Raw genomic sequence first — 26,075 nt, 5'->3', positions numbered from 1 at the left:
ACCGCATGAGACAGGCGGCTCGATGCACATGGCCCGAAAGACGGCTGGAGCATCATTCGGGCCTCGGCAGGATACGGCGGCAGACGAATCAGGTCACCGGCGCCGGATTGAACAGCGCCAGCGAATTGTGCAGCTTCCAGTGCTCCGCCCAGGTCTCCTTGCGGCCGCTGGCCACATCCAGCATCAGCTGGAACAGTTCCCAGCCCACGTCTTCGATGCTTGCCTCGCCGGTGGCGATGCGGCCGGCGTTGACGTCCATCAGGTCATGCCAGCGGCGGGCCAGATCGTCGCGCGTGGCTACCTTGATCACGGGCACCGAAGCCAGGCCGTAAGGCGTGCCGCGCCCCGTGGTGAACACGTGCATGTTGATGCCGGCCGCTACCTGCAGGGTGCCGCAGATGAAATCGCTGGCCGGCGTCGCCGCATAGATCAGCCCCTTCTGCCTGGCTTTTTCCCCGGGCGAAAGCACGCCCGAGATCGGGCTGGAGCCGGACTTGACGATGGAGCCCATGGCTTTCTCTACGATATTCGAGAGGCCGCCTTTCTTGTTGCCGGGCGAGGTATTGGCGCTGCGGTCGACGCCGCCCTTCTTCAGGTAATTGTCGTACCACTCCATCTCGCGAATCATTGCATCGGCGACATCCTTGTTGACCGCGCGGGAGGTCAGTTGGTCGATGCCGTCGCGGACCTCGGTAACCTCGGAAAACATCACGGTGGCGCCTGCCCGCACCAGCAGATCGGTGGCGAAGCCGACCGCCGGATTGGCGGTCACGCCGGAGAAGGCATCGCTGCCGCCGCATTGAACGCCGACCACAAGGTCCGATGCCGGGCATTCGACCCGCTGGCGCTGGTTGAGCTTCGCCAGCTGGCGCTCGGCCACCTTCATGATCGACTGGATCATCGATTCGAAGCCGACATGCTCGGTATCCTGCAGCACCACCAGGTTGGATTCGCCGGTCTGGATCGGGATGCTGCCTGCAGGGAACAGCTTGACCGGCTGCAGCTTCTCGCAGCCGAGGCTCACGACCACCGGCTGCCCGCCGAAGTTGGGGTTGGTCGCGATGTTGCGCAGCGTGCGGATCGGGATTTCGGCACCAGGCGCATCGATCGCCACGCCGCAGCCGTAGGCATGCTCGATCCCGATCACGTCATCGACGTTCGGAAACTTCGGCAGCAATTCTTTCTTGATGCGTTCGACCGCGAAATCCACCACGCCGGAGACGCATTGCACCGTGGTACTGATGGCCAGGATGTTCCGCGTGCCGACACTGCCGTCGGCATTGCGGTAACCCATGAAGGTATAGCCGGTCAGCGGTTCCTGCTGCGGCGGCTTGCGGGTGGCGATCGGCAGGTTTTCCAATTCGCGCGCGGGAGGCATGCGCACCAGCGACTCGTCGATCCAGCTGCCCTGCGGAATGTCGCGCACCGCATAACCGATGGTGACGTCGTAACGCAGAATGGGATCGCCTTCCTTGAAATCCTTGAGCGCGATCTTGTGCCCTTGCGGAACGCGGTCGCGCAGGGTCAGGCCATTGGGAAAGACGGTGCCGGCGGGCAATCCTCCGTCATTGACAACGATGGCGACGTTGTCGTTCTGGTTCATTAGAATGTACCGGGGGGTGTCGGCGGCATTCTGCTCGCTTGTCTTCATATCCATAAAGATGTCCTTTTACCGGCGATGCAATCGCTGAACAGTAGCTGAAAAGTCATACAAATTGGCTTGCTGATGACATCTTACATTTACTTCCTACACCTTACAACTTAAACCGGTAAGATTATGCGGCGCTTTCCTCTTGCGGCGGCCCTTCCGTCGCGCGAACCTCATTAACGATCAACAAGAAAATCATCCAATCAAGGAGAACGATGTGTCGACATCCAAAGTCGCGGTAGTTACAGGTGCGGGTTCCGGCATCGGAAAAAGCGTTGCGCTGACGCTTGCACGCAACGGATATGCGGTAGTGCTGGCCGGCCGCCGCCAGGATGCGCTGGAAGCGGCCATCAAGGAACTGGGGAGTGAGGCGTCGCAGGCGCTCGCGGTGCCCACCGACGTTACCGACCCGGCCTCGGTGAATGCATTGTTCGCAGCGGCCAGGGAACGGTTCGGCCGGGTCGACGTCCTGTTCAACAATGCCGGCGCATTTTCCCCGCCCGCGCTGCTGGAAGACCTCGCCTATGAAGATTGGATGAACGTCGTCAACGTCAACCTGACCGGCGTGTTCCTCTGCACGCAAGCCGCGTTTCGCGTGATGAAGGATCAGGCGCCCCGCGGCGGCCGCATCATCAACAACGGCTCGATCTCCGCCTATGCGCCGCGCCCTAATTCGATTGCCTACACCGCGACCAAGCATGCGGTCACCGGACTGACGAAGACCACGTCGCTGGACGGCAGGAAATACGATATCGCATGCGGGCAGATCGATATCGGCAATGCGCTGACCGACCGCACCGAGCGCATGGAACGCGGCGTGCCGCAGGCAAACGGCACGGTCGCGCCGGAACCCACCATGGACGTGCAGCATGTAGCCGATGCCGTGCTCTACATGGCAGGCTTGCCGCTGGAGGCGAATGTGCAATTCATGACCGTCATGGCGACCAAGATGCCGTATGTCGGACGCGGCTGATGCCACTCGACGCTCACGAGGCTGCCGCAGGAAGAGATGGTGAATCTTTTGATGGTGAATCTTTTCCTGCGGCGATGCATACCTAGAGGGGTACGCCGCCGCGTCCGGCCAGCCAGGCCGGCGGTTCCTGCAATGCTACCGGCCGCAGGAAGCGCTGCATGGCCATCAGACCGACCGAAGTCGTCTGCGGCCGGGTGGAGGATGGGAACGGCCCGCCGTGATGCTGCGCGCGCGTGACCGCGACGCCGGTCGGCACGCCTGAGAACAGCACGCGGCCCGCAATCCGGACTGCAGCGCGCACGACACTTTGCGTATCCGCGTCATCATTGTTTGCACCCCACACCGTCACAGTCAGGCTGCCGCCGATCGCGGCCAGCACCTGCAGCAGCTGTTCGGTCGATTTCGACCGAACGACAACGCAGGAAGGGCCAAAGATTTCTTCGCGCAATGCATGATCCCGCAGGAACGCTTCGGTATCCAGCGACACCAGGTTCGGTACCGGATGGCGGTCGGCACTTTGCTCGCCGGTGGTGACGCGTTTGGCAGCCGGATGCCGATTCAGGCGCGCAACCCCTTCGTCGAAGTTCTTGCGGATCCCCGGCGACAGCATGGCATGGGTATTCTGACCGTCCATTTGCGCGGCCAGCTGCTCGACGAATGCATCGGTGACGGCATTGTCATAGGCAATCAGTACACCGGGGCTGGTGCAGAATTGTCCGCTGCCTTGCGCAATCGAAGCGGCGAGCGTCGTGGCGAGTTCCGCACCCTGTGTTTCAAGAGCTGCCGGCAAGGCAACGATGGGATTGATCGAGCCGAGTTCGCCGAAGAAGGGAATCGGCTTCGGACGCGCGTTGATTTCCTTCTGCAGCGCCATGCCGCCGATGTAGGAACCGGTAAATGCCACCGCTGCAATATCGGGATGGCGCACAAGGTGCACGCCGACTTCGCGCGAGGCGCCGCTGACCATAGACAGTACGCCCGCGGGCGCGCCGCTGCGCTGCGCTGCGGCCAGCGCCAGCTCGAACACCGCAGTTGACAGCCGTGGATGCGCGGGATGCGCCTTGATGACCACCGGGCAGCCGGCCGCGAGTGCCGATGCGGTATCGCCGCCGAGTACGGAAAAGGCAAAAGGGAAATTACTGGCCGAGAACATCGCGACCGGCCCGAGCGGCACATTGACGCGCAGCAGGCGTGGATGACCGGCGGGCGGCGCGCCGGGCACGGCCTCGTCGTCGATCACGGCAAACGGCTCGCCGGCATCCACGGAATCGGCAAATGCGCGCAGCTGGAATGCGGTGCGGTCGAGTTCGCCGTTCAAGCGCGCGGTGCCGAGGAAGCTTTCCTCGTTCGCGATCCCGACGAGGCGCTCGCGCTCCGCTTCCAGCGATGAGGCCAGTTCACGCAGCAGGACGCTGCGCGCGGCGGCGCTGGAGGCGGCCCACTGGTCACTGGCTGCAACGGCAAGCTGCACCGCTGCATCGATCTGCACGGAAGTCGATTCCTGCAATGTATCGGAAGAATTCGGGGTCATTAATGTATGGCTCCATGAATGAATCGTCCCGGGCATGCCGGGACAACGATGGATAACAATGGAAAGAAGGCGGCGCATCAGTCACCAGCGTTGGTCACATGCAGTGCGGCGCGCCTTAAGGTCGCCTGATCAGCGCACCATGCACGGCTTCTTGTTGTCGAACTTCCAGCCGGGAATCAGGTACTGCATGGCGATCGCATCGTCGCGCGCGCCCAAGCCCTTTTCCTTGTACAGCTGGTGCGCGCGCTCGAGCTCGTCCATGTCCAGCTCGACGCCCAGGCCCGGCGCTTTCGGCACGTCCACCATGCCGCCGACGATCTGCAGCGGTTCGCGCGTCAGGCGCTGGCCGTCCTGCCAGATCCAGTGCGTGTCGATCGCCGTGATCTTGCCCGGCGCGGCGGCGGCCACATGGGTAAACATCGCCAGCGAGATGTCGAAGTGGTTGTTCGAATGCGAACCCCACGTCAGCCCCCACTCGTTGCACATCTGCGCCACCCGCACTGAGCCCTGCATGGTCCAGAAATGCGGATCGGCCAGCGGAATGTCGACCGACTGCAGCTGGATCGAATGGCCCATTTCGCGCCAGTCGGTGGCGACCATGTTGGTTGCCGTAGGCAGGCCGGTGGCGCGGCGGAATTCGGCCATCACTTCGCGGCCAGAGAAACCGTTCTCGGCGCCGCAGGGATCTTCGGCGTAGGCGAGCACGTCATGCTGGTCGCGGCAGAGACGGATCGCGTCTTTCAGCAACCAGCCGCCGTTGGGATCGAGCGTAATACGCGCATTCGGAAAACGCTCGGCCAGCGCGGTAACGGCTTCGATCTCGTCCTCGCCGCGCAGCACGCCGCCCTTGAGCTTGAAGTCGTTGAAGCCGTAGCGATCATAAGCGGCTTCGGCCAGGCGCACGACGGCTTCCGGCGTCATCGCCTTTTCATGGCGCAGGCGGAACCAGTCGTTGCCAGCTTCGGGATCGCTGTCGTAGTCCAGGTCGGTCACCTTGCGGTCGCCGATATAGAACAGATAGCCGAGCATCTCTACCTTGTCGCGCTGCTGGCCTTCCCCGAGCAGCGCCGCGACCGGCACCTCGAGGTGCTTGCCGAGCAGGTCAAGCAAGGCTGCTTCAAGCGCGGTGACGGCATGGATGGTGATGCGCAAATCGAAGGTCTGCAGGCCGCGTCCGCCGGCATCGCGCTCGGCGAAGGTCTTGCGCACGCTGTTGAGAATGTTATGGTACTGGCCGATAGGCTGGCCGACGACCAGCCCGGCGGAATCTTCCAGAGTCTGGCGGATGCGTTCGCCGCCGGGCACTTCGCCGACGCCGGTATTGCCGGCGCTATCAGTGAGGATGACGATATTGCGGGTGAAGTAAGGACCGTGGGCGCCGCTCAGGTTGAGCAGCATGCTGTCGCGGCCGGCCACCGGTACGACACGCAGCGCGGTGACGACCGGCGCGCCCTTGATTTGCGAAGTGCTTGATGCAGACATGGTGTTATCCGGGAGAGGTGAGTGTTGTGCGCCGGGACCGGCATTCGGTCCCGGCCATGTGGATTCAATCCAGCGTGATGTTGCCGACCTCGATCACGCGCTTCCAGCGAGCGAGTTCCTGCTGCTGGAACTTGGCGAATTCCTCGGGTGAGTTGGCGACGATCTCGAAGCCCTGTTCAACCAGGCGGTTCTTGATTTCCGGATCATTCAACGCGCCGACGATAGCGCCATGCAGCTTGGCCTTCACGTCCTTCGGCAATCCTTTCGGCGCGGCGGCAGCCTGCCAGGAATAGACGTCCACTTCCTTGACGCCGCTCTCGACCAGCGTTGGCACCTGCGGCAGTACTGGTGCGCGCTGGTCGCTGGTGATGGCCAGCGCCTTGAGCTTGCCGGTCTTGATGTGGCCGACCACGACATTGATGTTCTGGAACGAGACATCGGCATGGCCGCCGATCAGATCGGTGATCGCCGGTGCGCCACCCTTGTAGGGAATGTGAACGCCGGTGGTTCCCGTCTTCTGCCAGAACAATGCGGCTGTCAGGTGATCGGACGAGCCGGCGCCGGATGTTGCGAAGGTCACCTTGTTCGGATTCTTCTTCAAGTAGGCGATGAATTCCTGCAGGTTGTTGGCCGGGAAGTTCGGCGTCGCCACCAGCACGTTGGGCGCGCGCACCGCTACGGTCAGCAGGTCGAAATCCTTGGCCGGATCATAAGCCAGCTTCTTCTGCAGGAAGGGATTGACCGCGTACACGCCGATCGACGCCACCAGGAAGGTGTAGCCGTCCGGCGCGGCATTCTTGACGAAGCCGGCGCCGATGGCGCCGGTTGCGCCCGGCTTGTTCTCGACGACGATCGGCTGGCCGAGAGTCTGGTTCATCTTGGGTCCGATCGCGCGTGCGATCGCATCGGTGGAGCCGCCGGCCGGGAACGGCACGACGGCCGTGATCGGCTTTTCCGGATAACCGGCGGCGGACGCCGCAGTGCTGAAGGAAAGACCGATGAGCAGGGTCGAAAGCAGTTTCTTCATGATGTCTCCTGGTGTCTCTGGTTGATGATGTCGATGATGTCGATGATGATTGGCGAAGGTCTATTGGGGACCAAGCTTGGCCATCAATGCGCGCAGCTCTTCGACTTCTCCGGGCTTCAGATCGGACAGCGGCGGACGAACCGGGCCTGCCCCGTGGCCGATGATGGTGGCGCCGGCCTTGACGATGCTGACCGCGTAACCCTGGCCGCGATTGCGCAGCTCCAGGTACGGCAGGAAAAAGTCGCGGATCAGGCGAGTGGTGGTTTCGGTATCGTCCGCGGCATGCGCGTTGTAGAACTCGATGGCCGTCTTCGGAATGAAGTTGAACACGGCCGACGAATAGACCGGACAGCCCATTGCCTTGTAGGCGCCGGCGAACACCTCGGCGGTGGGCAGGCCGCCGAGATAGGCGAAGCGGTCGCCCAGCTGCACGCGGATGGCGACCATGGCCTCGATGTCGCCGACGCCGTCCTTGAAGCCGATCAGGTTGGGGCAGCGGTCGGCCAGTTTCAGCAGCGACTCGGGCGTGAGGCGGCAGGCGCCGCGGTTGTACACGATGACGCCGAACTTGACGCTGCGGCAGACGGCTTCAACATGAGCAACCAATCCTTCCTGGCTGGCTTCGGTCAGGTAATGCGGCAGCAGCAGCACGCCCTGCGCGCCGAGCCGTTCGGCCTCCTGGGCATACTTGATGGCCAGTGTGGTGCCGCCGCCTGCGCCGGCGATGATCGGCATGCGGCCGCGGCAGGTCTCGACCGCGGTCTTGACCACGGCGGAATACTCTCCCGGCTCGAGCGAAAAAAATTCGCCGGTGCCGCCGGCGGCAAACAGGGCCGATGCGCCATACGGCATCAACCATTCCAGGCGCTCGGCATAAGGACCGGGGCTGAACTGGAGGTTGGCGTCGAAATCGGTCAGGGGGAAAGACAGCAGGCCGCTTTCGAGGACGCGTTTCAGTTCTTGAGGATGCATGACTTACCTTTCTTGAGGAGATGCTGGCGCACGTTGTACGGGTTGATGTATCGAATGCCAAATGGTACCGCTACCAAATCAGATGGAGCAAATGGTAGCGGTACCAAATTTAGATGTCAATCATTTCATCGGGATTTTTTGGACCGATATCCGGGACAAGTCCAACAGGAAATAAGAAGCATGCCGCACGTGGTACCGGACCGCCGACGTTCCCCGGACACGTCTGTTGTCTTCTCTGCTGCCTTATGCGCTATCGCGCTCGATGATGGTAAAGCCGATATCGTGAATGGGGTCCGCGACCGGCCGGCCGCCGGCACGCTCGATGATGAACTGCGCAGCCTTGCGGCCTATGCCGGTGCCGTCGATCCTGACCGTGGTCAGCGCCGGGTGCAGGTCGCGCGCATAGGTGAAGTCGCCGAAACCGATCACGGCCAGCTGTTGCGGCACCTTGATGCCGATTGCCTGCGCCTCGGTGAGTACGCCCAGGGCCAGAACGTCGGAGCTGCAGAACACGGCATCGGTATCCGGATGCCGCTCAAGCAGTTCGCGCAGCGCGGTGCGTCCGCTGCCAAGCGTGGTGGGCGCGGCCACCACGGCGTGCGGCGCCATGTCCTGATCTTGCGCGCAGATGCCGAGCCTGCGGGCCGACTCGGAAAACGCCCGGTGGCGGCGCACCGCCCGCTCGTCGTTGCCGTGGATGGAGCCGACGCGCCGGCGCCCCTTCCCTTGAAGAAATTCCGCGACGGCGGCGCCGATCTGTTCGTGGGAAAAACCGACCAGCATGTCGATCGGTGTCGGCGTCAAGTCCCATGTCTCCACCACAGGGATGCCGCTGGCCAGCAGCCGGCGCCGGCCATCGGCGGAACGCATGATGCCGGTCAGCACGACGCCGTCCGGCCGGCGGCCGATGATGGTTTCCAGCAGCGCATCTTCGCGTGAATTCTGGTAGCCGCTCTGGCCCAGCATCAGCTGGTAGCCATGCTCGGCAAGCGCCTCGGTCAGGGACTGCACGGTCTCCTGGAAGACGGGGCCGGCGATGGTCGGGACCACGGCAGCGACCAGCCGGCTCTTGCTCGAAGCCAGTCCGCCGGCCAGCATGTTGGGCACATAGCCGGTGCGTTCGACCGCTTCCCGCACCTTGCGCAATACTTCCGGGGAAACGGCATCCGGCTTGTTCAACGCGCGCGAAGCAGTTATGGGCGCCACGCCCGCCAGCTTGGCCACGTCGCGCAAGGTAATGCCGCCTGCGCCGCGGCGTCCGCGCCGCTCGGGACGATTCGGTTTATCGGCAGGAAAGGGAGTGCTTGTCATGAACGGGATTATACCGAAGCCGGATATGGTAGCGCTATCACAAACCAAGTCGCAAAACTGATTTCATGGCACGGCGCTATCGCAGCCTCCATTTTTCTGCGCAGCTACTGTTCAGTCCTGTGAACGGTGAAATCGCTATGGATGCATTTATTGAAACAGCATTGTTCAATATGATCGGCCCATCCCTAGGCGGTAAAGCGCACGGCGACCAATACGCCCTGCCCTAGCCTGCACTGCTCCGTTTCCAGCGGCGCGCGGCGGCATTGGCATTTCACCTCAAAATACTGGAGCATTTAATGTTTTTTCCGATTTTTCTCTTGTCCGGCGCAGGCTTTACCGTGCTGACCACGGAATTTCTGATCGTGGGCCTGCTGCCGGGCCTGGCGCGAGATCTGGGGATCAGCGTGTCGCAAGCCGGGCTCCTGGTGACGCTGTTCGCCTTCACCGTCGCCGCAGCAGGGCCGTTGCTGACCATGGTCATGAGCAAGACCAGGCGCAAGACCATTTTTGTGGGCACGCTCGTGCTGCTGGGCTTTGCCAATCTGCTCGCAGCATTTGCGCCGAATGTCGGCGTCATGGCTGTTGCCCGGTTTGTCCCGGCGCTTGCCTTGCCGGTGTACTGGTCGCTCGCCAGCGCGACCGCGGTTGATATCGTCGGTCCGGAGAAGGCGGGCAAGGCGATCTCGGTGATCACCTTCGGCATTATCTGCGCCACGGTATTCGGCATTCCGATCGGTACGCTGATTGCCGACGCCTATGGCTGGCGCAGCGCCTTCGGCGTCGTGGCTGCGGTGTCCTTCCTCAAGGCCCTGATGCTGCAATTCTTTTTCCCGCAGCTGGCCGCCAGGACCAGCGACGCGTCGTTGAGGAGCCAGCTGATCATCCTGCGCGATCCGGTCATGCTTGGCCATGTGCTGCTGTCGGTCCTGGTGTTCACCGGCATGTTTACCGCCTATACCTACCTCGCGGATGTGCTGGAGCGTCTCGCCGGCTTCAGCGGCCAGTTGGTCGGGTGGACGCTGATGGCATTCGGCGTCGTCGGCCTGGTCGGCAACCATCTCGGCGCGCGCATCGTGGACAGGTCGCCGCTGCAGGCTTCCCTGCTCTTCTGCGGAATGATCGCCGTCGCAATGCTCGCGCTGAGTGCCAGCATCCATACCCACGCCGCATTGGCCCTGGTGCTCGGCATCTGGGGCATGGCGCAGGCCGCGCTGTTCATGGTCAGCCATGTGCGTGTGATGAAGGCCGCACCGCAGGCCGCGGCGTTTGCCGCGTCACTCAATATTTCCGGCGCCAATCTCGGCATCGGCCTGGGTGCGATTCTGGGAGGATCGGTCATCGACCATCTGGGCATCGCCAACCTCGGCTATGCCGGCGCCAGCGTCATGGGATTGTCGCTGGTGCTCACGGCGATCCTGCTGGGCAGCAGGCAACCTCGTCCGACGCTCTGCACGAATTAAGGCAAGGGGAGTAAGGCTTAAGGAGTCGCAGGCAGTATTCCCGCATCCTGCTACTGCGGGTTTGAACGGCAGTAGCGATGCGAAAGTGAACCGCATCGCTACTGCTTAATCGCTTAATCGCTTAATTGATTAATCGCGGATTTCCAGCGCCCGGTTCAGGCTGAGCGCGGCAAGCGAGCATGCCGCGCCGGACAGCAGATAGATGCTGACGTAGGCCAGGCCGAAATGCGCGGACAATCCCAGCGCCACCAGCGGCGCAAAGCCTGCGCCGGCCAGCCAGGCGAGATCCGAGGTCAGGGCCGCGCCGGTATAGCGGTACTTCGCCGGGAAATTCGCGGTGACCGCGCCCGCGGCTTGTCCATAGGACAAGCCCAGCAGGATGAAGCCCAGGATCAGGAAGATGTTCTGACCCGTCTCGCCGCCATTCATGAGCATCGGGACAAAACCGCTGAAGACCGCGATCAGGCAGGCCAGCGTCCCGAGCGTGGTACGCCGGCCGAAGCGGTCCGCCACCAGGCCGGAAACCACCACGCCGACCGCCGCCAGTGCCGCGCCTATTATCTGCACCACCAGGAATTCGCTGACCGAGCGCAGTGAATACAGGCTGATCCATGACAGCGGAAACACGGTCACCAGGTGAAACAACGCATAGCTGGCCAGCGCCGCCAGTGCGCCGATAAGAAGGTTGCGACCCTGCGAGCGCGTCATCTCTACGACGTTGGTCGGCTCGAGTTCGCGCTCGTCCAGGAGGCGGGAATATTCAGCAGTGGAGACCAGGCGCAGACGCGCAAACAAGGCAACCACGTTGATCGCGAACGCGACGTAGAACGGATAGCGCCAGCCCCATGCAAGGAAATCCTCGGCCGACAGCGCATACAGCAGATAGGAGAACAAACTTCCGGCAACGATGAAACCGACCGGCGCACCAAGCTGGCCGAGCATCGCGTACCAGCCCCGGCGATGCTGGGGAGCACTGAGCGCAAGCAGCGAAGGCAAGCCATCCCACGAGCCGCCGAGCGCCACGCCCTGCCCGATGCGCAGCAGCGACAGCAGCACGATGGAAGCCATGCCCAGATGTTCGTAGGTGGGAAGGAAGGCGATGCCTGCCGTGGATACGCCGAGCAGCAGCAGGGCCAACATCAGCTTCAACTCACGGCTGAAATTCTTCTGGATTGCCATGAAGGCAATCGTGCCGAACGGGCGCGCAATGAAAGCGAACGCGAAAATCACGAAGGAATACAGCGTTCCCTGCAATGCATCAGCGAATGGAAAGAATACGGCTGGAAACACCAGCACGGATGCCATCGCATAGACGAAGAAATCGAAATACTCGGAAGCGCGCCCGATCACCACGCCGATGGCGATTTCGCCCGGGGCGATATGCCCGTCTCTGGCATTGATATGACGTGCGCTGTTGGAATTGCTACTGCTGCTTGAACCCGAGCCCGGACGGGCATCGCTGGAGGGGAGGGAATAAGAAGTGGTTGTTGCCATGAATATCGTCTCTCTTCTCTTTTACTGTCTGAATTACCGCTTGATTCCGTCCGTGCGGGATGCATATTCAGATACGGAAACGACAGTAGGACAAAATGTCCAATCGTAAATTCCGCCCTGCCAAAGTAGAGTAGCACAATCTTGATCCACGTTCTTGACTTTCCCAGATGCATCTGCTAACTGCACGTCGACTATTGCTTCTTCTGCCTATAGTGTTGCTCGCCGGCTGCGACACTGTGGTGATGAATCCTTCGGGTGACATCGCCGCCCAGCAGGGAAGGCTGATTTTCATTTCCACCATGCTCATGCTGCTGATCATCGTCCCGGTGATCGTGCTGACCATCCTCTTCGCATGGCGTTATCGCAAGGGCAATACCTCTGCAAAATACGATCCCGAGTGGGACCACTCGACCAAGCTCGAGCTGGTGATCTGGGGCGCCCCGCTGCTCATCATCATCGCGCTCGGCCTGCTGACCTGGATCAGCACCCACCTGCTGGACCCGTATCGCCCGCTGCAGCGTCTCGATGCCGAACGCCCCATTCCCGCAGGCGTCAAGCACCTTGAGGTGCAGGTCGTGGCGCTTGACTGGAAATGGCTGTTCATTTATCCGGAGCAAGGCGTTGCCACCATCAACGAACTGGTGACGCCGGTCGATGTGCCGATTCGCTTCAAGATCACCGCATCCACCGTGATGAATTCGTTCTATATCCCGGCGCTGGCAGGCCAGATCTACGCGATGCCCGGCATGGCCACCACGCTACATGCCGTCATCAACAAGCCTGGCGTATATGAAGGCTTTTCCGCCAATTACAGCGGCGCCGGCTTCTCGCACATGCGCTTCAAGTATCACGGCGTCAGCAATGCCGACTTCGACAGCTGGGTGCAGAAAACCAAGGCCGGCGGCGGCGCACTCAAGCGTGCCGAATACCTGGAACTGGAAAAGCCCAGCGAACGCGATCCGGTCCGCCGCTACGGCGCGGTCGACGCCGACCTGTACGACGCCATCGTCAATCGCTGTGTTGCGCCGGACACGGTCTGCATGAAGGACCAGATGGCCGCCGACGCCGAGCGCAACCGGGCCGCAGCCAACGCCAAGCGCAAGGAATCCAACGAAGCAAAGACCGCACAGCCTGCCGTCCATGCCGACGCCCACAGTGGCGCCGCAGCCGGCGCGCATGCACATCATCATAAAGAGTAACAATGATGCAAGACCAATTTGACCTGACGAAGTTGATTTTCGGCCGTCTGAGCTGGGAATCGATTCCACTGCATGACCCCATCCTGCTCGTCACCTTCATCATGGTGGCGGTGGGCGGTATTGCCATTGTCGGCACGGTGACGAAGATGGGATGGTGGGGGCCGTTGTGGCGTGACTGGATCACCAGCATCGACCACAAGAAGATCGGCATCATGTACATGATCCTGGGCCTGGTGATGCTGCTGCGCGGCTTCGCCGACGCGCTGATGATGCGCGCCCAGCAAGCCATCGCCTTCGGCGACAACGCCGGCTTCCTGCCGCCGCATCACTACGACCAGATCTTCACCGCCCACGGCGTGATCATGATCTTCTTCGTGGCGATGCCGCTGGTGACCGGCCTGATGAACTATGTCGTGCCGCTGCAGATCGGCGCGCGCGACGTCGCCTTCCCTTTCCTGAACAACTTCAGCTTCTGGATGACCACCGTCGGCGCAGTGCTGATCATGGTATCGCTGTTCGTCGGCGAATTCGCCACCACCGGCTGGCTTGCGTATCCGCCGCTGTCGGGCATCCTTGCGAGCCCGAGCGTCGGTGTCGACTATTACATCTGGGCGCTGCAAATAGCAGGCGTGGGTACGCTGCTGTCGGGCGTCAACCTGATCGTCACCATCGTCAAGATGCGCGCGCCCGGCATGACCATGATGAAGATGCCGGTGTTCACCTGGACCTCGCTGTGCACCAACGTGCTGATCGTTGCCTCCTTCCCGGTGCTGACCGCGGTACTCGCCATGCTGTCGCTGGACCGCATGTTCGGTGCCAACTTCTTCACCAACGACCTCGGCGGCAACTCGATGCTGTACGTGAACCTGATCTGGATCTGGGGCCATCCGGAGGTTTACATCCTGATCCTGCCGCTGTTCGGCGTCTTCTCCGAAGTGGTGTCCACGTTCTCCAGCAAGCGCCTGTTCGGTTATACCTCCATGGTATATGCGACCGTCGTGATCACCATCCTGTCCTACCTGGTATGGCTGCACCACTTCTTCACCATGGGTTCCGGGGCGAGCGTCAATTCGTTCTTCGGCATCACGACGATGATCATTTCGATCCCGACCGGCGCGAAGATCTTCAACTGGCTGTTCACCATGTACCGCGGCCGCATCCGTTTCGAGCTGCCGATGATGTGGACCGTTGCCTTCATGATCACCTTCGTGATCGGCGGCATGACCGGCGTGCTGCTGGCGGTTCCGCCTGCCGACTTCGTGCTGCACAACAGCCTGTTCCTGATCGCGCACTTCCATAACGTGATCATCGGCGGCGTGCTGTTCGGCCTGTTTGCCGGCATCAACTACTGGTTCCCGAAAGCCTTCGGTTACAAGCTGGACGTGTTCTGGGGCAAGGTGTCGTTCTGGAACTGGGTGATCGGCTTCTACCTCGCCTTCATGCCGCTGTACGTGCTCGGCCTGATGGGCGTGACCCGCCGCATGAGCCACTTCGAGGATCCGTCGCTGCAGATCTGGTTCCAGATCGCCGCCCTGGGGGCCGTGCTGATCGCCTTCGGCATTGCCGCCATGCTGGTGCAGTTCTATGTCAGCTTCAAGCGCCGCCATGCGCTGCGCGACGTGACCGGCGACCCGTGGGACGGCCGCACGCTGGAGTGGGCCACTTCCTCTCCGCCGCCCGACTACAACTTTGCGTTCACGCCGCGCGTGTATGACAACGACAGCTGGGCCGACATGAAGAAGCAGCGCTATACCCGTCCGCAGCACGGCTTCGTCCCGATCCACATGCCGAAGAACACGGCTGCGGGCTTCATCATCGCAGCGCTCAGCGGCGTGATCGGCTTCGCCCTGGTCTGGCAGATGTGGCTGCTCGCCGGCCTCGGCTTCGTTGCAATGATGGCCGCCATCATCGTCCATACCTTCAATTACAAACGCGACTACTACATCCCGGCGGCGGACGTCATCCGCACCGAGACAGCTCGCACCCGCTTGTTGGAAAGCCATGTCTGAAATCACTGCCAATACCGTCGATGCACTGAGCGCCGATCCAAGCTCGCGCTTCCATGTGGAGGAGCACCATCCGCAAAACGGCACCCTGCTGGGGTTCTGGATCTACCTGATGAGCGACTGCCTGATCTTTGCCTGCCTGTTCGCCGCGTATGCGGTGCTGGGGCGCAATTATGCAGGCGGTCCGTCGGGTGCCGAATTGTTCGACCTGCCGCTGGTGGCGATGAATACGGCATTGCTGCTGCTGTCGTCCATCACCTACGGCTTCGCCATGCTGGCGTCGCAACGCAAGCACCTGCGCTCGACGCTGGTATGGCTTGGCATCACCGGCCTGCTCGGCCTGGGATTCCTCTCGCTCGAGCTCTACGAGTTTAACCACCTTCTGCACCAGGGCGCCGGCCCGCAGCGCAGCGGGTTCCTGACAGCGTTCTTTGCGCTCGTGGGAACGCACGGCCTGCACGTCGCCTTCGGCACCATCTGGCTCGTCACGCTCATGTTCCAGCTTAAGCGTCACGGACTGATTCCGGAGAACAACCGCCGGCTGATGTGCCTGTCGATGTTCTGGCATTTCCTCGATGTCATCTGGATCGGTGTCTTTACCTTTGTTTACCTGATGGGAGTCTTGCCATGAGCGAGCATCACATGACAACTGCGCATGCCGGCAATCACGGCGGACACGGCCACGACAATCATCATGATCATCACGACGAGCACGCCGACCATGGCAGCCTGAAAAGCTATGCCATCGGCTTCATCCTGTCGGTCATCCTCACCGCCATTCCATTCTGGCTGGTCATGGGCAACGTGATCGAGGATTCAAGCACCACAGCCCTTGTCATTCTGGGGTTCGCAGCGGTCCAGGTTGTCGTGCACATGATTTACTTCCTGCACATGAACACCAAGTCTGAGGGCGGCTGGAACATGCTGGCGCTGATCTTTACAGTCGTTCTTGTAGTGATCATGTTTGCCGGCTCAATTTGGGTGATGTACCACCTGAATCACAACATGATGCCGGGCATGTCTCCCGGCGGCACCCATTCGACGCATAGCATGCCATGATTAATGGATCCGAACGCGGGCGTAACCCGGTCTCAGGGAGGACCGGACCGCGCTCGCGTTCGTTTGCGTTCAAGCTGGCTCTGACGATATGCGCGCTGTTCACCTTCGTCGCCCTGTTGGGCCTGGGCACCTGGCAGCTTTACCGCCTGCAATGGAAACAGGCTCTTATCGAGCGCGTCGAGCAGCGCGTACATGCCGCTCCGGTTACCGCACCCGGACCTGATCGCTGGATGCAGATCACTGCCGACAGCGATGAATACCGGCATGTCGAAGTCAGCGGCACATTTCTCTATCGGTTCACCACCAAGGTCCAGGCCCTTACCGAACTCGGCAGCGGCTATTGGCTGCTGACGCCGTTGCGCGACGCTGACGGCAATATCGTTTTCATCAATCGCGGGTTTGCCACAAGCGAAATTGCCGACAAGATCATTGAGCGCGAAACCGCTGTTGACAACGACTGCCGGCAACCCGCCACCGACAATTGCGAGCGGGTCCGGATCGTCGGCCTGCTGCGCGTATCCGAACCTGGAGGCGGATTTCTGCGCAAGAACGCACCAGACGCCGGCCGCTGGTATTCGCGGGACATAAAAGCCCTCGCTGCGGCCCATGGCCTGTCCGGTGTCGCTCCATATTTCATTGATGCCGACAAGGCAAGCGCTTCGCGTGTATCGTCCGGCCCATCTGTTCACGCTGTTCCTACTGTTCAGCCGGTGGGGGGCCTGACCGTCATTTCGTTTCAGAACAATCATTTGGTCTATGCGCTTACTTGGTATGCTCTTGCCTTGATGGTGGCGGGCGGATTCCTCTGGGCAGCAAGAGAGGAGCGCAAGTCGCGGCGTAGTGATGCAGGCTAGCCTGTCGAATGGAACCCGAAATGCAAAACAAGCCCGAAACGCTGGCAATACACGAAAGGCTCAAGGAGCGCTGGGTCTCCTCGGCGGTCGAGAATGCGGCAGGCCATACCAACATGCTGCAGCTCATCCATTTGCGCTGGCTCGCCGTAGTCGGTCAGGTCACGACGATCTCCGTGGTATCCCTCGGATATGGAATCCCGCTTCCTCTTCCGCAGATGGTTGCAGTATTGGCCTGTCTTATCGCATTCAATATCGGCAGCCATCTCCGCTGGCATGAGCAGCGGGTCGTCACCAATAGCGAACTGTTCTTTGCGCTGCTGGTCGATGTGGCGAGCCTGACCGCCCAGTTGTACTTCAGCGGTGGCGCAAGCAATCCTTTCGCGTTTCTCTATCTGTTGCAGGTCATTCTCTGCGCCGTGCTTCTTGAGACATGGACAACGTGGCTCTTCGTTGTCATCACCGGCGCTTGCCTTTCAGGGTTGGCCGTGCTTTCCAAGCCACTGGAACTCCCCGAGGGGCAAGAAGGCTTCTTCAGCCTGTATGTGCAAGGCATGCTGCTCTGTTTCATGCTCAACGCGGTATTGCTTGTCTTTTTCATCACGCGCATCAGCCAGAACGTGCGGGCGGCGGATGGGCAACTGGCCGCCCTCCGGCAACGTGCGGTGGAGGAGGAACATATAGTGCGGATGGGATTGCTGGCTTCGGGTGCCGCTCATGAACTCGGCACACCGCTTGCCACGATGTCGGTGATTCTCGGAGACTGGAAACGCATGCCGCAGTTTGCACGCGATGCCGAGCTGCTTGATGAAATCCGCGAAATGCAGGCACAGCTGCAGCGCTGCAAGAAGATCGTGAGCGGTATTCTGTTATCCGCGGGGGAAGCGCGCGGAGAGTCGTCGGCAAGGACCACCATCAATACATTTCTGGATGAGCTTGCAAAGGAATGGCAAACCGGTCGGCCGGCGGTGTCATTCGTGTACAGGAACCAGATAAAGCAGGACTTGCCTGTCGTCTTCGATTCGACGCTCAAGCAAATGATTTTCAATGTACTCGATAATGCCGCCGATGCCTCGCCGCAGTGGGTCAGCTTCGAAGCCGCCCGTGACGGTAATACCCTGCAGCTGGACATAGCGGATGCCGGAGCCGGCTTTCCGCCGGCAATGCTGTCGCAGCTGGGCAAGCCATACCAGTCCAGCAAGGGGCATCCGGGTGGCGGCCTCGGTCTCTTTCTGGTGGTTAACGTGGCTCGCACGCTTGGCGGTACGGTCAGCGCGCGCAACCGGCCGGAAGGCGGTGCCCTGGTTTCATTAATGCTTCCGCTTGCGTCGATCGTCTACGAAGAGGAAAAGGGAAATGTCAACTGAGCACCTGCTATTGATCGTAGAAGATGACGCGGCTTTCGCACGCACTCTTGGCCGGTCATTCGAACGGCGGCAATACAAGGTATTGCATGCAACGCACCGCGATGACGTGGAGGCGGTACTGCAGCAACACACTCCTACGCATGCGGTGGTCGACCTTAAGCTGGAAGGCAATACGTCTGGGTTGTCCTGCGTGCAATTGCTTCACCAGCATAACCCTGACATGCTGATCGTGGTGCTTACGGGTTTTGCCAGCATCAACACCGCGGTTGAGGCGATTAAGCTAGGGGCCTGCCAATACCTGGCAAAACCATCAAACACTGACGACATCGAAGCGGCGTTCGGACATATCGCAGGTGCAAGCGACGTCGAGCTGACTAACCGTTCCACGTCCATCAAGACGTTGGAATGGGAAAGAATTCACGAAGTATTGGCTGAAACGGATTTCAATATATCCGAAGCCGCGAGGCGGCTCGGCATGCATCGCCGCACGCTGGCACGGAAACTCGAGAAGCAGAGGGTGAAATAAGTAGATCATGATCCGTCGCCTCTCGGTTTCATATCCTGTAATCAGCCAAGTACAGGACAATGAAAAGGCCTGCTTCATGCACTAATGCAGTTCAGCTAAGGACTCGGACGATATAACGCTGAGGCAAAGCTTGACGGCCTGGTCGAATTTTCGGCTGGGCCGTTTGTCATTCAGGAGCATCATTAGGCGCTGGCGAACGCGCTGCATCGACGGCACGACTAAACAGCGACCTGGCGAGCAACTACAGCTCGCATGGCGTTCGCTGCGGCGTATGCCGGCACCCTATGCCGCCCTGGAAAAGCAAGGGAAGCAGGGAAAGCAGGCAAGGCAAGCCTATAACGAGTACTTATCATTGACGACCATGAAGCCCTGCTTCTTCTGAATGCCGAAATCCTGTCCGATCTCGGATATGCCGTCTACAGCTTTACTTCCAGCACGATGGCTCTGCAAGCGTTTCGAGCTGATCCTGGCAACTTCGACGTGCTCATCACCGATGGGCGCATGCCCGTTATGTCAGGGGCCGTCTTGATACAGGAGGCACGCAAGGTCGTTCCCCGGTTACCGGTAATCCTGATCAGTGGCTATATTGATGAATCGTTGCAGCAGGCAGGCATCAACTCTCAAGCTGATCTGGTACTTAAGAAGCCGCTGAAAGCGCGCGATCTGGCCGAGGCAATGGCTAAAGTCCTGGACAGGCAAGTGCTGCATCATCCTGGTGAAATGCCACTGTCGTAGCACACATCATCACACTCACTTCTTGGAGGTATCAATTGGCAACAGTTCACTCATATTCCGACAGCGGGTATCGGCAGATTTTAAGCGCGCGGCATCACGAACTGAAAGCGGATGAACCGGTCGCTCAAGGTGGAACCGATACGGGCCCTGCACCCTATGAATTATTGCTGGCGTCGTTGGCTGCCTGCACTTCCCTGACGCTGCGAATGTATGGCGACAGGAAAGAATGGAAACTCGGTCGCATCGAAGTTGACCTGGAGTTTTTCAGGGATTCCGATGGTGCGGAGCACATCACTCGGACAGTCCGTATAGGCGCGGCGATTGACGAGGAAAAGCGACAGCGTCTTGCCGACATTTGCGAGAGGACGCCTGTCACCAAGACACTCATGCGATCGCTTGCCATTACAACCGTTCTTCAGGCTCGCTAGATTTTCAGTTCATCGATTTGGCAACCGCACAGCGCGCACCGGACGGTCAAGGTGTTTCGAGGAATGGCAGACATTTCGACATGGATGTCACTGCAGGGGTTTTTCAATCACGTTCCGAAGGCCGTCCGGTTGAAGTCAGAGATGCCAGAGCAGCAGACGTGGAGCGTCCGTCTTGAGGCATCGTTTCTATCCAGCTTCAAGATCAGCTTCAAGATCAGCTTCAAGATGCCGACATGGATGGAACGCCCCTCGCAATTTAAGGTGACTTCAAACTTGCCCGCCATTTCCTGCGTATCTCGCCCCGCTTATCTGTGCAAACATTTAAATGAATGCTTTTGGAGCCGAACGGCCAACTCATCCAATTAATAGGTTTTTAATTCGGTCACCCCGTATCACCCTCGAACGAACCTGGTGCGACTCTATGGACATCTCAACATTTCTCCTTACTGAATCGGCCCGTGCAATCGGCACGGCCATTGCCGCGGGCAAGCTTACCTCCGTGCAGGCAACGCGTTTCTATCTAAACCGTATCAAGCAGTTCGATGAAGGTGCGAACGGCATCAATGCGGTGCGCACCATATCGCCTATTGCGCTACAGCTGGCCGAAGCGGCTGACCACGAGATCTCTACGGGCAGGAGCCGGGGAGCGTTGCACGGCGTGCCTTTCCTTGTGAAGGACAATATTTTTACGGCCGATGGTGCGACTGCTGCGGCCGGGTCGAAGGCACTGGCGGAATTCGTGCCCTCTTACCAAGCCACATTGATCGGCAAGCTGCTCGACGCCGGCGCGGTTTTGCTGGGAAAAACCAACATGACGGAATTTGCCGACTTTGTCTCCGACGTCATGCCAGCCGAATACAGCGGCGCCGGAGGTGTGGTGCGTAATCCCCATGGAATGCGCTATGACCGCGGGCAAGGCTCAAGCGTCGGCTCGGCCGCTGCGGTGGCTGCAAGGTTCTGCGCATTCGCGATTGGTACGGAAACCCAGAATTCAGTGCAGACACCAGCTGTGTTTTCCTCAATAGTAGGGTTCAAGCCAACGGTCGGGCGCGTTAGCCGCCATGGTATTGTCCCGCTTGTTCCAAGCCAGGATAGCCCGGGCGCATTGACGGTCTGCGTTGACGATGCCGCGCTGGTGCTGCAAACGATTAGCGGCGCAGATATGCGCGACACCGCAACCCTCGGTTTTTTCCCCATTGCCGAAGACAACGAAGCGGCAGGCACGCTGCGCGGGATAAGGATTGGTGTACCGCGACGCTTTGCGGCGGACTTGGTATTAAATTCCGAACGCGGCCCCGCTCTGGAGCGTGTGCTCACAGCGTTGGCGGGTGCCGGCGCAACGATCGTTGATCCATGTGATTTCCCAAGCGCCGAACAACTTCACGAGGTTCGCTCGTCCGTATTCCGGACGGAATTCAAGGCCAGCCTGAACGACTTGCTTGGGTCCCTTCGTCCTTGCGGGTTCAGCAGCCTGCAGGAATTGATCGACTGGAATAACACGTATCCGGAGGCGATTCCTTACGGGCAAAGCTTGATGGAAGCCGCAAATGCCGCAGCAGGCATCGACTCGCTTCAGTACATCAATGACCGGCGCCGCGATGTCGCTCTAAGCACTTTGGGTGGAATATCCGGGGCGCTCGCGGCTGGAGGCGCGGACGTCCTTATGGTACCGATGACTGTCGCTGCCAAATGCACGGGGAAGGCGGGAGCCCCTGTGATCGCAATACCTGCAGGGCACGATCTTTCCGGCACGCCGTTTGGAATTACCTTGTTCGCTGAACCGGGCGCTGATCAGCGGCTTTTACGGATCGCGATGGCGGTAGAAAGCGTCATCGGGCAACGCATCATTCCGAGCATGGGATGATGCGATTGCGCATTCAGACGGTTGCCTGGCACCGGACTGGCGCGCATTTCCACGACAACTCTTACTGATAAATTTGCAATGCCCATTGAAACGCTGCTCAGTTGATAATTGCGAAAGGAATCACATGAGCATGACGATGGAAGAAGAATGCGAGCCTTGCCATCGGTGGCTGGAGCGCCGAATGAACGGTAGGGGATGGATCTGTGTCGGGTATGGATTGGCCGAGATCCCTGGGCGGTACTGGCCCTGGTGATCGACGGTCATACCATATCGGCGCGGTCGCTCGGGGTAAGTATCACAGCTTCTTCCTCATCCACCATCAAAAGCCGGGGCGGCCGCGGCAGGCCCAGGCGCCCGGCAAGTGACTGCTCTGCATCGCTCAGCTCACGGCACGCCAGCGTCAGCCGTTGCCGGACGTGAGGGGCCAGAGAGGAGAAGCGCGGCTGATCGCGCCGCCTCGTCAGAAAATTGTCCAGAATACGCATCGTCACCATCCCGCCCGGTGAAAGGGCAGGACGACAAACGCCAGTGCCTGGAGAAGAAGCGACAGCAGAATGAGTCGCAAAGCCCAGGTCCTGCGGCGCGCACTGATCGCGTTACCCTTCAGATACTGCTCATACGCGACCGCATAGCTGGCGGCAAGAATAGCCCGGACGTGTGCCTCCCGACTCTCCTCGTCTCCCCTTTCCGCCGCATCATCTATCAAATCGACAAGGCGGGGCGGCTCGTGATAGACGAACAGCCATTCCGCCATCAGCACCTGCCAGGCCGAGGCGAGCAGCGCGATTGCCGAAGCGGCCCCGAGCAGCAGGATGAGCAGCGTCGGCAGCTGGCGCCAGCGGTTCGGATCGACCTCGACCGAGAGGCTGCTGAATGCAAAGACCGCGAAGGAAATTGCCGCCACCGGCGTGCTGAGGCTTCCGCGTATTCCTTCACGGCGAGAGCGTTCGCTGAGAAACAGGGTTTGGGCGTGATCGAGGTGCAGTTGCGTAATCAGGGGCATGGCCATTTCCTCTTGTTCAGGCAAGCCGCCGCGCATGGCGGAATCGTGCGTAGCGGTTAAGAAGATCGTTGATCAGCTGGTCGCGGCTGTAACCTGTCACGTCGTGCGGCTGATCTCCTTCGGAGCTGTAGGCGATCGCGCGATAGTGCCGGCCTTCCGCGGCATCCGCGTCTGTCTCGGCCCAGGCAAAACTTGGCGCGCGGAAGCTCCGTGCACGGATCGTGTATCGGAACAAGCCGTAATCACCGTGCGGCACGCTTAGATCGAGATGATCCTCATCCTGCGTGGACATCGGTGTGAGGCCGCTTTCCTGCATCTGCACGGCCACTGCCTCCAGCGCAGGCTGAGCGGTGCCGGTGAGGAATGCCGCGATTTCATGCCTGTCGTGGAAATGCGTGATGCTGGCCAGCCGCTGCTGCCAGCTCATGCGAGCCGAAACCGGAGGAGCGTCTGCAGCAATCGAGAGGTCGATCGTCGAACTCGCCGTTTCCGTCTGCAAGGCGCGCAGCAGTCCGTAACAGATGAACAGCATCATCACGGCAAACGGCAGCGCGCTGACAAGCGCGGCCGTCTGGAGCGCCTGCAATCCGCCGGCCACGAGCAGCACAGCCGCCACGACACCGGCACAGATTGCCCAGAAGATGCGCTGCCACACCGGCGGATTCGGCGCCGCACCCGAGGTGATCATGTCGATCACCAATGCTCCGGAATCCGCCGAGGTCACGAAGAAGGTGATGACGAGCAGCGTGGCAATGCCGGATGCCAGCGCGGAAAAAGGCAGTTGCTCCAGGACTTCAAACAGCGCCACCGGAAGGTTGTCGGATACCATCTCGACAATCGGCGCGGTGCCTCGCAAGTCGAGTGCAATGGCCGTATTGCCGAACACGGTCATCCACAGAAAAGTGAAGAGCACCGGCACCAGCAGCACGCCGGTAACGAATTCACGGATAGTGCGCCCGCGCGATATGCGTGCGATGAACATGCCGACGAAGGGTGACCAGGAGATCCACCAGCCCCAGTAGAACAGCGTCCATTTTCCCAGCCAGGCGTTCGGTTCATAGGCGTACATCCGGAACGTGCGCTGAACGACCGCCCCCAGATAGGCACCGATGTTCTGGAGGAACGCCTGCAGCAGGAAGACGGTCGATCCCGTCGCCAGTACGAAGGCAAGCAGTGCAATCGCCAGGATGATGTTGAGCTCCGACAACCGCTTCACGCCCTTGTCGAGGCCGATGCCGGCCGACAAAGTGGCCATCCCGGTGATCACGGCGATCAGAAGAAGCTGGATCGGCGCGCTGACCGGCAGCCCGAACAGATAGTTGAAGCCGGCATTGACCTGCAGCACACCGAAGCCCAGCGAGGTTGCGACGCCGAACATCGTGCCTAACACCGCGAAGATATCGATAGCGTGGCCGACCGGGCCATGGATTCTGTTTCCGATCAGTGGGAACAGGGCCGAGCGAAGCGTGAGCGGCAGGCCACGGCGGAATGCGAAATAGGCCAGCGCCAGTCCGATAACGATGTAGATGGCCCAGGCGTGGAGGCCCCAGTGAAAGAAGGTGAGCACCATGGCCTGGCGCGCGGCATCGATTGTGCGGCCCTCGCCCGTCGGCGGTTGGGAATAGTGCTGAATCGGCTCGGCAACTCCGAAGAAGAGAAGGCCGATCCCCATGCCGGCGCTGAACAGCATGGCAAACCAAGAGATATAGCTGTATTCGGGTTCGCTCTCGTCCGGCCCGAGCTTGACGTCGCCGTAGCGGCTCAGCATCAGAAAGATCACGAAGATCAGGAAAGCGGCGCCGGCCAGAATGTAGAACCAGCCAAAATCCCGCGTGATTCCGGCCTGGAGCGTAGCAAACAGGCGTCCGGCATGCCTGGGGTAAAGCGCGCCAAACAGCACAAATGCAAGAATGAGCGTGGCCGAGACGAAAAACACAGGCGGATTGACCTGCAGCCTCCGGCGAGGTCCGGCATCAGCGGCTTTTTTTAGCACGGGTTCAGTCATCGATTCAGTTTTTCTCCACGGCCTGTCGCGTTTCAGGACTAGTCCGGACATTGGACATGGACCGAACGTGCGAGTTTTGACAAGACACCATGTCGCTCGCCGGCAACACGAATGGTGCGTGTCCAGCTCTTGTTGGCGACACGATGGAGCGAGAATCGAGGCGGAACGGCGTTAGCGGATTTCCAGCCGAACCTTCCATCCGGCTGGAAGAATGGAATCGCTACCTGTCCAAGTCGATACTACTTGCGTCCCGCAGAAATTTTGCGCTGCCTCGTGATTTCCGCTTACGCGTGCACGGCGGCAAGCGAATGCTGAGCCGAGCGCGCAGCCTGAGCCACTTTCATCACCGAAGCGCGCGCCGGTTCAGGCAAGGAATTGTCGAGCGCTGCTTCGGCCTCCTCAGCCAGACGTTTTTCCCTTTGGATCTGATCGTCAAGAACGCTCGAAATGGTATTGCCTGACAATGTTTCCTTGATGGCACTCAGGAATTCCAGAGCGGTCTCCCTGTCCGGATCCGGCGCCCGAGGAAGGCTGCCCATGCCGCGCAGATGATCGGCCAGTTCCGTCGCTAGTTGCACGTGGTTCTGTGCCAGGCCTTCGAACATCTCCGCCAGTCGGCTATCCCGGATGCGCGCTGCGCTGCTGACGTAATGATCGGCCACTTCAGCGCAATGTTCGGCGAGTTCACTCAACGCGGCTTCAGCGTCGTCTCTGATAAACATAGGTTCAATCTCATTTCCTGGAAAAATCCACTGAATCAACAAGACGCATCACATGTGCCCCTGCGCAAGACTCGCAACGCTATCGCGCCGAGTCTTGCTTGCACAGCTGAGCCGGCCCCTTGCAATCAGCCTGTTTGGATTCGCGCCGCGGCGGCGGCGTTTCCTTTCGCTCAGGAGTTTTGCTCTGGCTCGCCTTCTCCGGCTGCTCACTTCGTACTGTGGCAGGAGGTTCGGCGCCAGAGCGTTGATTTTCGCTACTGCGCTGGGCGTGAACAGTCCCGGAAGCAAGGGCAACCACAGCGGCGAGGACCGCAATGCGTCTCTGCTCTGGAGTACGGATCATCCTTTCTCTCCTATCTTGATGCGCATGTCATGTACATGCCTGACTTGGCAGCCATAAATGCAGGGCACA

The 26,075-nt window shown here is 60.4% G+C and carries 23 protein-coding genes; 12 read left to right on the top strand and 11 right to left on the bottom strand.

Features of this window, described 5'->3' with window-relative positions; translation table 11 throughout:
* Positions 1 to 88: 88 nt before the first annotated feature.
* On the bottom strand, positions 89 to 1,651 hold the full coding sequence (gene garD, locus RY831_RS21680; protein WP_437126310.1) for a galactarate dehydratase: 1,563 nt from the start codon (positions 1,649 to 1,651) through the stop codon (positions 89 to 91).
* A 214-nt stretch (positions 1,652 to 1,865) separates the two neighbouring features.
* Between garD and RY831_RS21675 the strand changes: the two genes are divergently transcribed.
* On the top strand, positions 1,866 to 2,621 hold the full coding sequence (locus RY831_RS21675) for an SDR family oxidoreductase (RefSeq protein ID WP_326508459.1): 756 nt from the start codon (positions 1,866 to 1,868) through the stop codon (positions 2,619 to 2,621).
* Positions 2,622 to 2,703: 82 nt separating this feature from the next.
* Here RY831_RS21675 and RY831_RS21670 read toward each other — a convergent pair whose 3' ends face one another.
* From RY831_RS21670 to RY831_RS21650, 5 genes are all read right to left on the bottom strand, one after another.
* Positions 2,704 to 4,152, bottom strand: coding sequence for an aldehyde dehydrogenase (NADP(+)) (locus RY831_RS21670; RefSeq protein WP_326508458.1), 1,449 nt, complete (start codon positions 4,150 to 4,152; stop codon positions 2,704 to 2,706).
* A gap of 129 nt (positions 4,153 to 4,281) precedes the next feature.
* Positions 4,282 to 5,634, bottom strand: a complete 1,353-nt coding sequence (gene gudD, locus RY831_RS21665) for a glucarate dehydratase (RefSeq protein ID WP_326508457.1) — start codon at positions 5,632 to 5,634, stop codon at positions 4,282 to 4,284.
* A 64-nt stretch (positions 5,635 to 5,698) separates the two neighbouring features.
* Positions 5,699 to 6,661 carry a Bug family tripartite tricarboxylate transporter substrate binding protein gene (locus RY831_RS21660; RefSeq protein WP_326508456.1) on the bottom strand — a complete coding sequence of 321 codons (963 nt, stop codon included), beginning with the start codon at positions 6,659 to 6,661 and terminating at the stop codon, positions 5,699 to 5,701.
* A 60-nt stretch (positions 6,662 to 6,721) separates the two neighbouring features.
* Entirely contained in the window at positions 6,722 to 7,633 is a 912-nt protein-coding gene (gene kdgD, locus RY831_RS21655; protein ID WP_326508455.1) for a 5-dehydro-4-deoxyglucarate dehydratase, read from the bottom strand.
* Between the two features lie 243 nt (positions 7,634 to 7,876).
* On the bottom strand, positions 7,877 to 8,944 hold the full coding sequence (locus RY831_RS21650) for a LacI family DNA-binding transcriptional regulator (protein WP_326508454.1): 1,068 nt from the start codon (positions 8,942 to 8,944) through the stop codon (positions 7,877 to 7,879).
* 296 nt (positions 8,945 to 9,240) lie between these two features.
* On the opposite strand from RY831_RS21650, the gene RY831_RS21645 reads away from it, so the two are divergent.
* Positions 9,241 to 10,404: an MFS transporter gene (locus RY831_RS21645; protein ID WP_326508453.1), complete on the top strand. Its 1,164-nt coding sequence runs from the start codon at positions 9,241 to 9,243 to the stop codon at positions 10,402 to 10,404.
* 129 nt (positions 10,405 to 10,533) lie between these two features.
* Here RY831_RS21645 and RY831_RS21640 read toward each other — a convergent pair whose 3' ends face one another.
* On the bottom strand, positions 10,534 to 11,898 hold the full coding sequence (locus tag RY831_RS21640) for an MFS transporter (protein ID WP_326508452.1): 1,365 nt from the start codon (positions 11,896 to 11,898) through the stop codon (positions 10,534 to 10,536).
* 167 nt (positions 11,899 to 12,065) lie between these two features.
* Here RY831_RS21640 and cyoA point away from each other — a divergent pair, with 167 nt between their 5' ends.
* The 10 genes from cyoA to RY831_RS21590 all read left to right on the top strand — a co-directional run bounded on the left by cyoA (position 12,066) and on the right by RY831_RS21590 (position 21,933).
* Positions 12,066 to 13,097, top strand: coding sequence for a ubiquinol oxidase subunit II (gene cyoA / locus RY831_RS21635; protein WP_326508451.1), 1,032 nt, complete (start codon positions 12,066 to 12,068; stop codon positions 13,095 to 13,097).
* A gap of 5 nt (positions 13,098 to 13,102) precedes the next feature.
* Positions 13,103 to 15,106 carry a cytochrome o ubiquinol oxidase subunit I gene (gene cyoB / locus RY831_RS21630; protein ID WP_326508473.1) on the top strand — a complete coding sequence of 668 codons (2,004 nt, stop codon included), beginning with the start codon at positions 13,103 to 13,105 and terminating at the stop codon, positions 15,104 to 15,106.
* A complete protein-coding gene (cyoC, locus tag RY831_RS21625; RefSeq protein ID WP_326508450.1) occupies positions 15,099 to 15,734 on the top strand; it encodes a cytochrome o ubiquinol oxidase subunit III in 636 nt (211 codons plus the stop codon). Before cyoB ends, cyoC begins: the two co-directional genes overlap by 8 nt.
* Positions 15,731 to 16,162, top strand: coding sequence for a cytochrome o ubiquinol oxidase subunit IV (cyoD, locus tag RY831_RS21620; RefSeq protein WP_326508449.1), 432 nt, complete (start codon positions 15,731 to 15,733; stop codon positions 16,160 to 16,162). Before cyoC ends, cyoD begins: the two co-directional genes overlap by 4 nt.
* The gene (locus tag RY831_RS21615) at positions 16,159 to 17,016 is read left to right on the top strand and encodes an SURF1 family protein (protein ID WP_326508448.1); all 858 of its coding nucleotides are present in this window, start codon (positions 16,159 to 16,161) and stop codon (positions 17,014 to 17,016) included. Before cyoD ends, RY831_RS21615 begins: the two co-directional genes overlap by 4 nt.
* Positions 17,017 to 17,036: 20 nt before the next feature.
* Positions 17,037 to 18,380, top strand: coding sequence for an ATP-binding protein (locus RY831_RS21610; protein WP_326508447.1), 1,344 nt, complete (start codon positions 17,037 to 17,039; stop codon positions 18,378 to 18,380).
* Positions 18,370 to 18,906 carry a response regulator transcription factor gene (locus RY831_RS21605; protein ID WP_326508446.1) on the top strand — a complete coding sequence of 179 codons (537 nt, stop codon included), beginning with the start codon at positions 18,370 to 18,372 and terminating at the stop codon, positions 18,904 to 18,906. The genes RY831_RS21610 and RY831_RS21605 overlap by 11 nt, the downstream gene beginning before the upstream one ends.
* 348 nt (positions 18,907 to 19,254) lie before the next feature.
* On the top strand, positions 19,255 to 19,641 hold the full coding sequence (locus tag RY831_RS21600) for a response regulator (RefSeq protein WP_326508472.1): 387 nt from the start codon (positions 19,255 to 19,257) through the stop codon (positions 19,639 to 19,641).
* A 35-nt stretch (positions 19,642 to 19,676) separates the two neighbouring features.
* Positions 19,677 to 20,069 (top strand): OsmC family protein, encoded by a 393-nt coding sequence (locus tag RY831_RS21595; protein WP_326508445.1) that lies wholly within the window; start codon positions 19,677 to 19,679, stop codon positions 20,067 to 20,069.
* 421 nt (positions 20,070 to 20,490) lie between these two features.
* Positions 20,491 to 21,933, top strand: a complete 1,443-nt coding sequence (locus RY831_RS21590; RefSeq protein WP_326508444.1) for an amidase family protein — start codon at positions 20,491 to 20,493, stop codon at positions 21,931 to 21,933.
* A gap of 260 nt (positions 21,934 to 22,193) precedes the next feature.
* Here RY831_RS21590 and RY831_RS21585 read toward each other — a convergent pair whose 3' ends face one another.
* From RY831_RS21585 to RY831_RS21570, 4 genes are all read right to left on the bottom strand, one after another.
* A complete protein-coding gene (locus tag RY831_RS21585) occupies positions 22,194 to 22,418 on the bottom strand; it encodes a hypothetical protein (RefSeq protein WP_326508443.1) in 225 nt (74 codons plus the stop codon).
* A gap of 2 nt (positions 22,419 to 22,420) precedes the next feature.
* Positions 22,421 to 22,936, bottom strand: a complete 516-nt coding sequence (locus tag RY831_RS21580; RefSeq protein ID WP_326508442.1) for a hypothetical protein — start codon at positions 22,934 to 22,936, stop codon at positions 22,421 to 22,423.
* Positions 22,937 to 22,952: 16 nt separating this feature from the next.
* A complete protein-coding gene (locus RY831_RS21575; RefSeq protein WP_326508441.1) occupies positions 22,953 to 24,941 on the bottom strand; it encodes a BCCT family transporter in 1,989 nt (662 codons plus the stop codon).
* Positions 24,942 to 25,225: 284 nt separating this feature from the next.
* Entirely contained in the window at positions 25,226 to 25,705 is a 480-nt protein-coding gene (locus tag RY831_RS21570; RefSeq protein ID WP_326508440.1) for a DUF2383 domain-containing protein, read from the bottom strand.
* Positions 25,706 to 26,075 lie beyond the last annotated feature (370 nt).

The organism is Noviherbaspirillum album (assembly GCF_035916955.1).
GTDB lineage: Bacteria > Pseudomonadota > Gammaproteobacteria > Burkholderiales > Burkholderiaceae_D > Noviherbaspirillum > Noviherbaspirillum album.
This window is presented reverse-complemented; position numbering and strand designations above follow the sequence as displayed.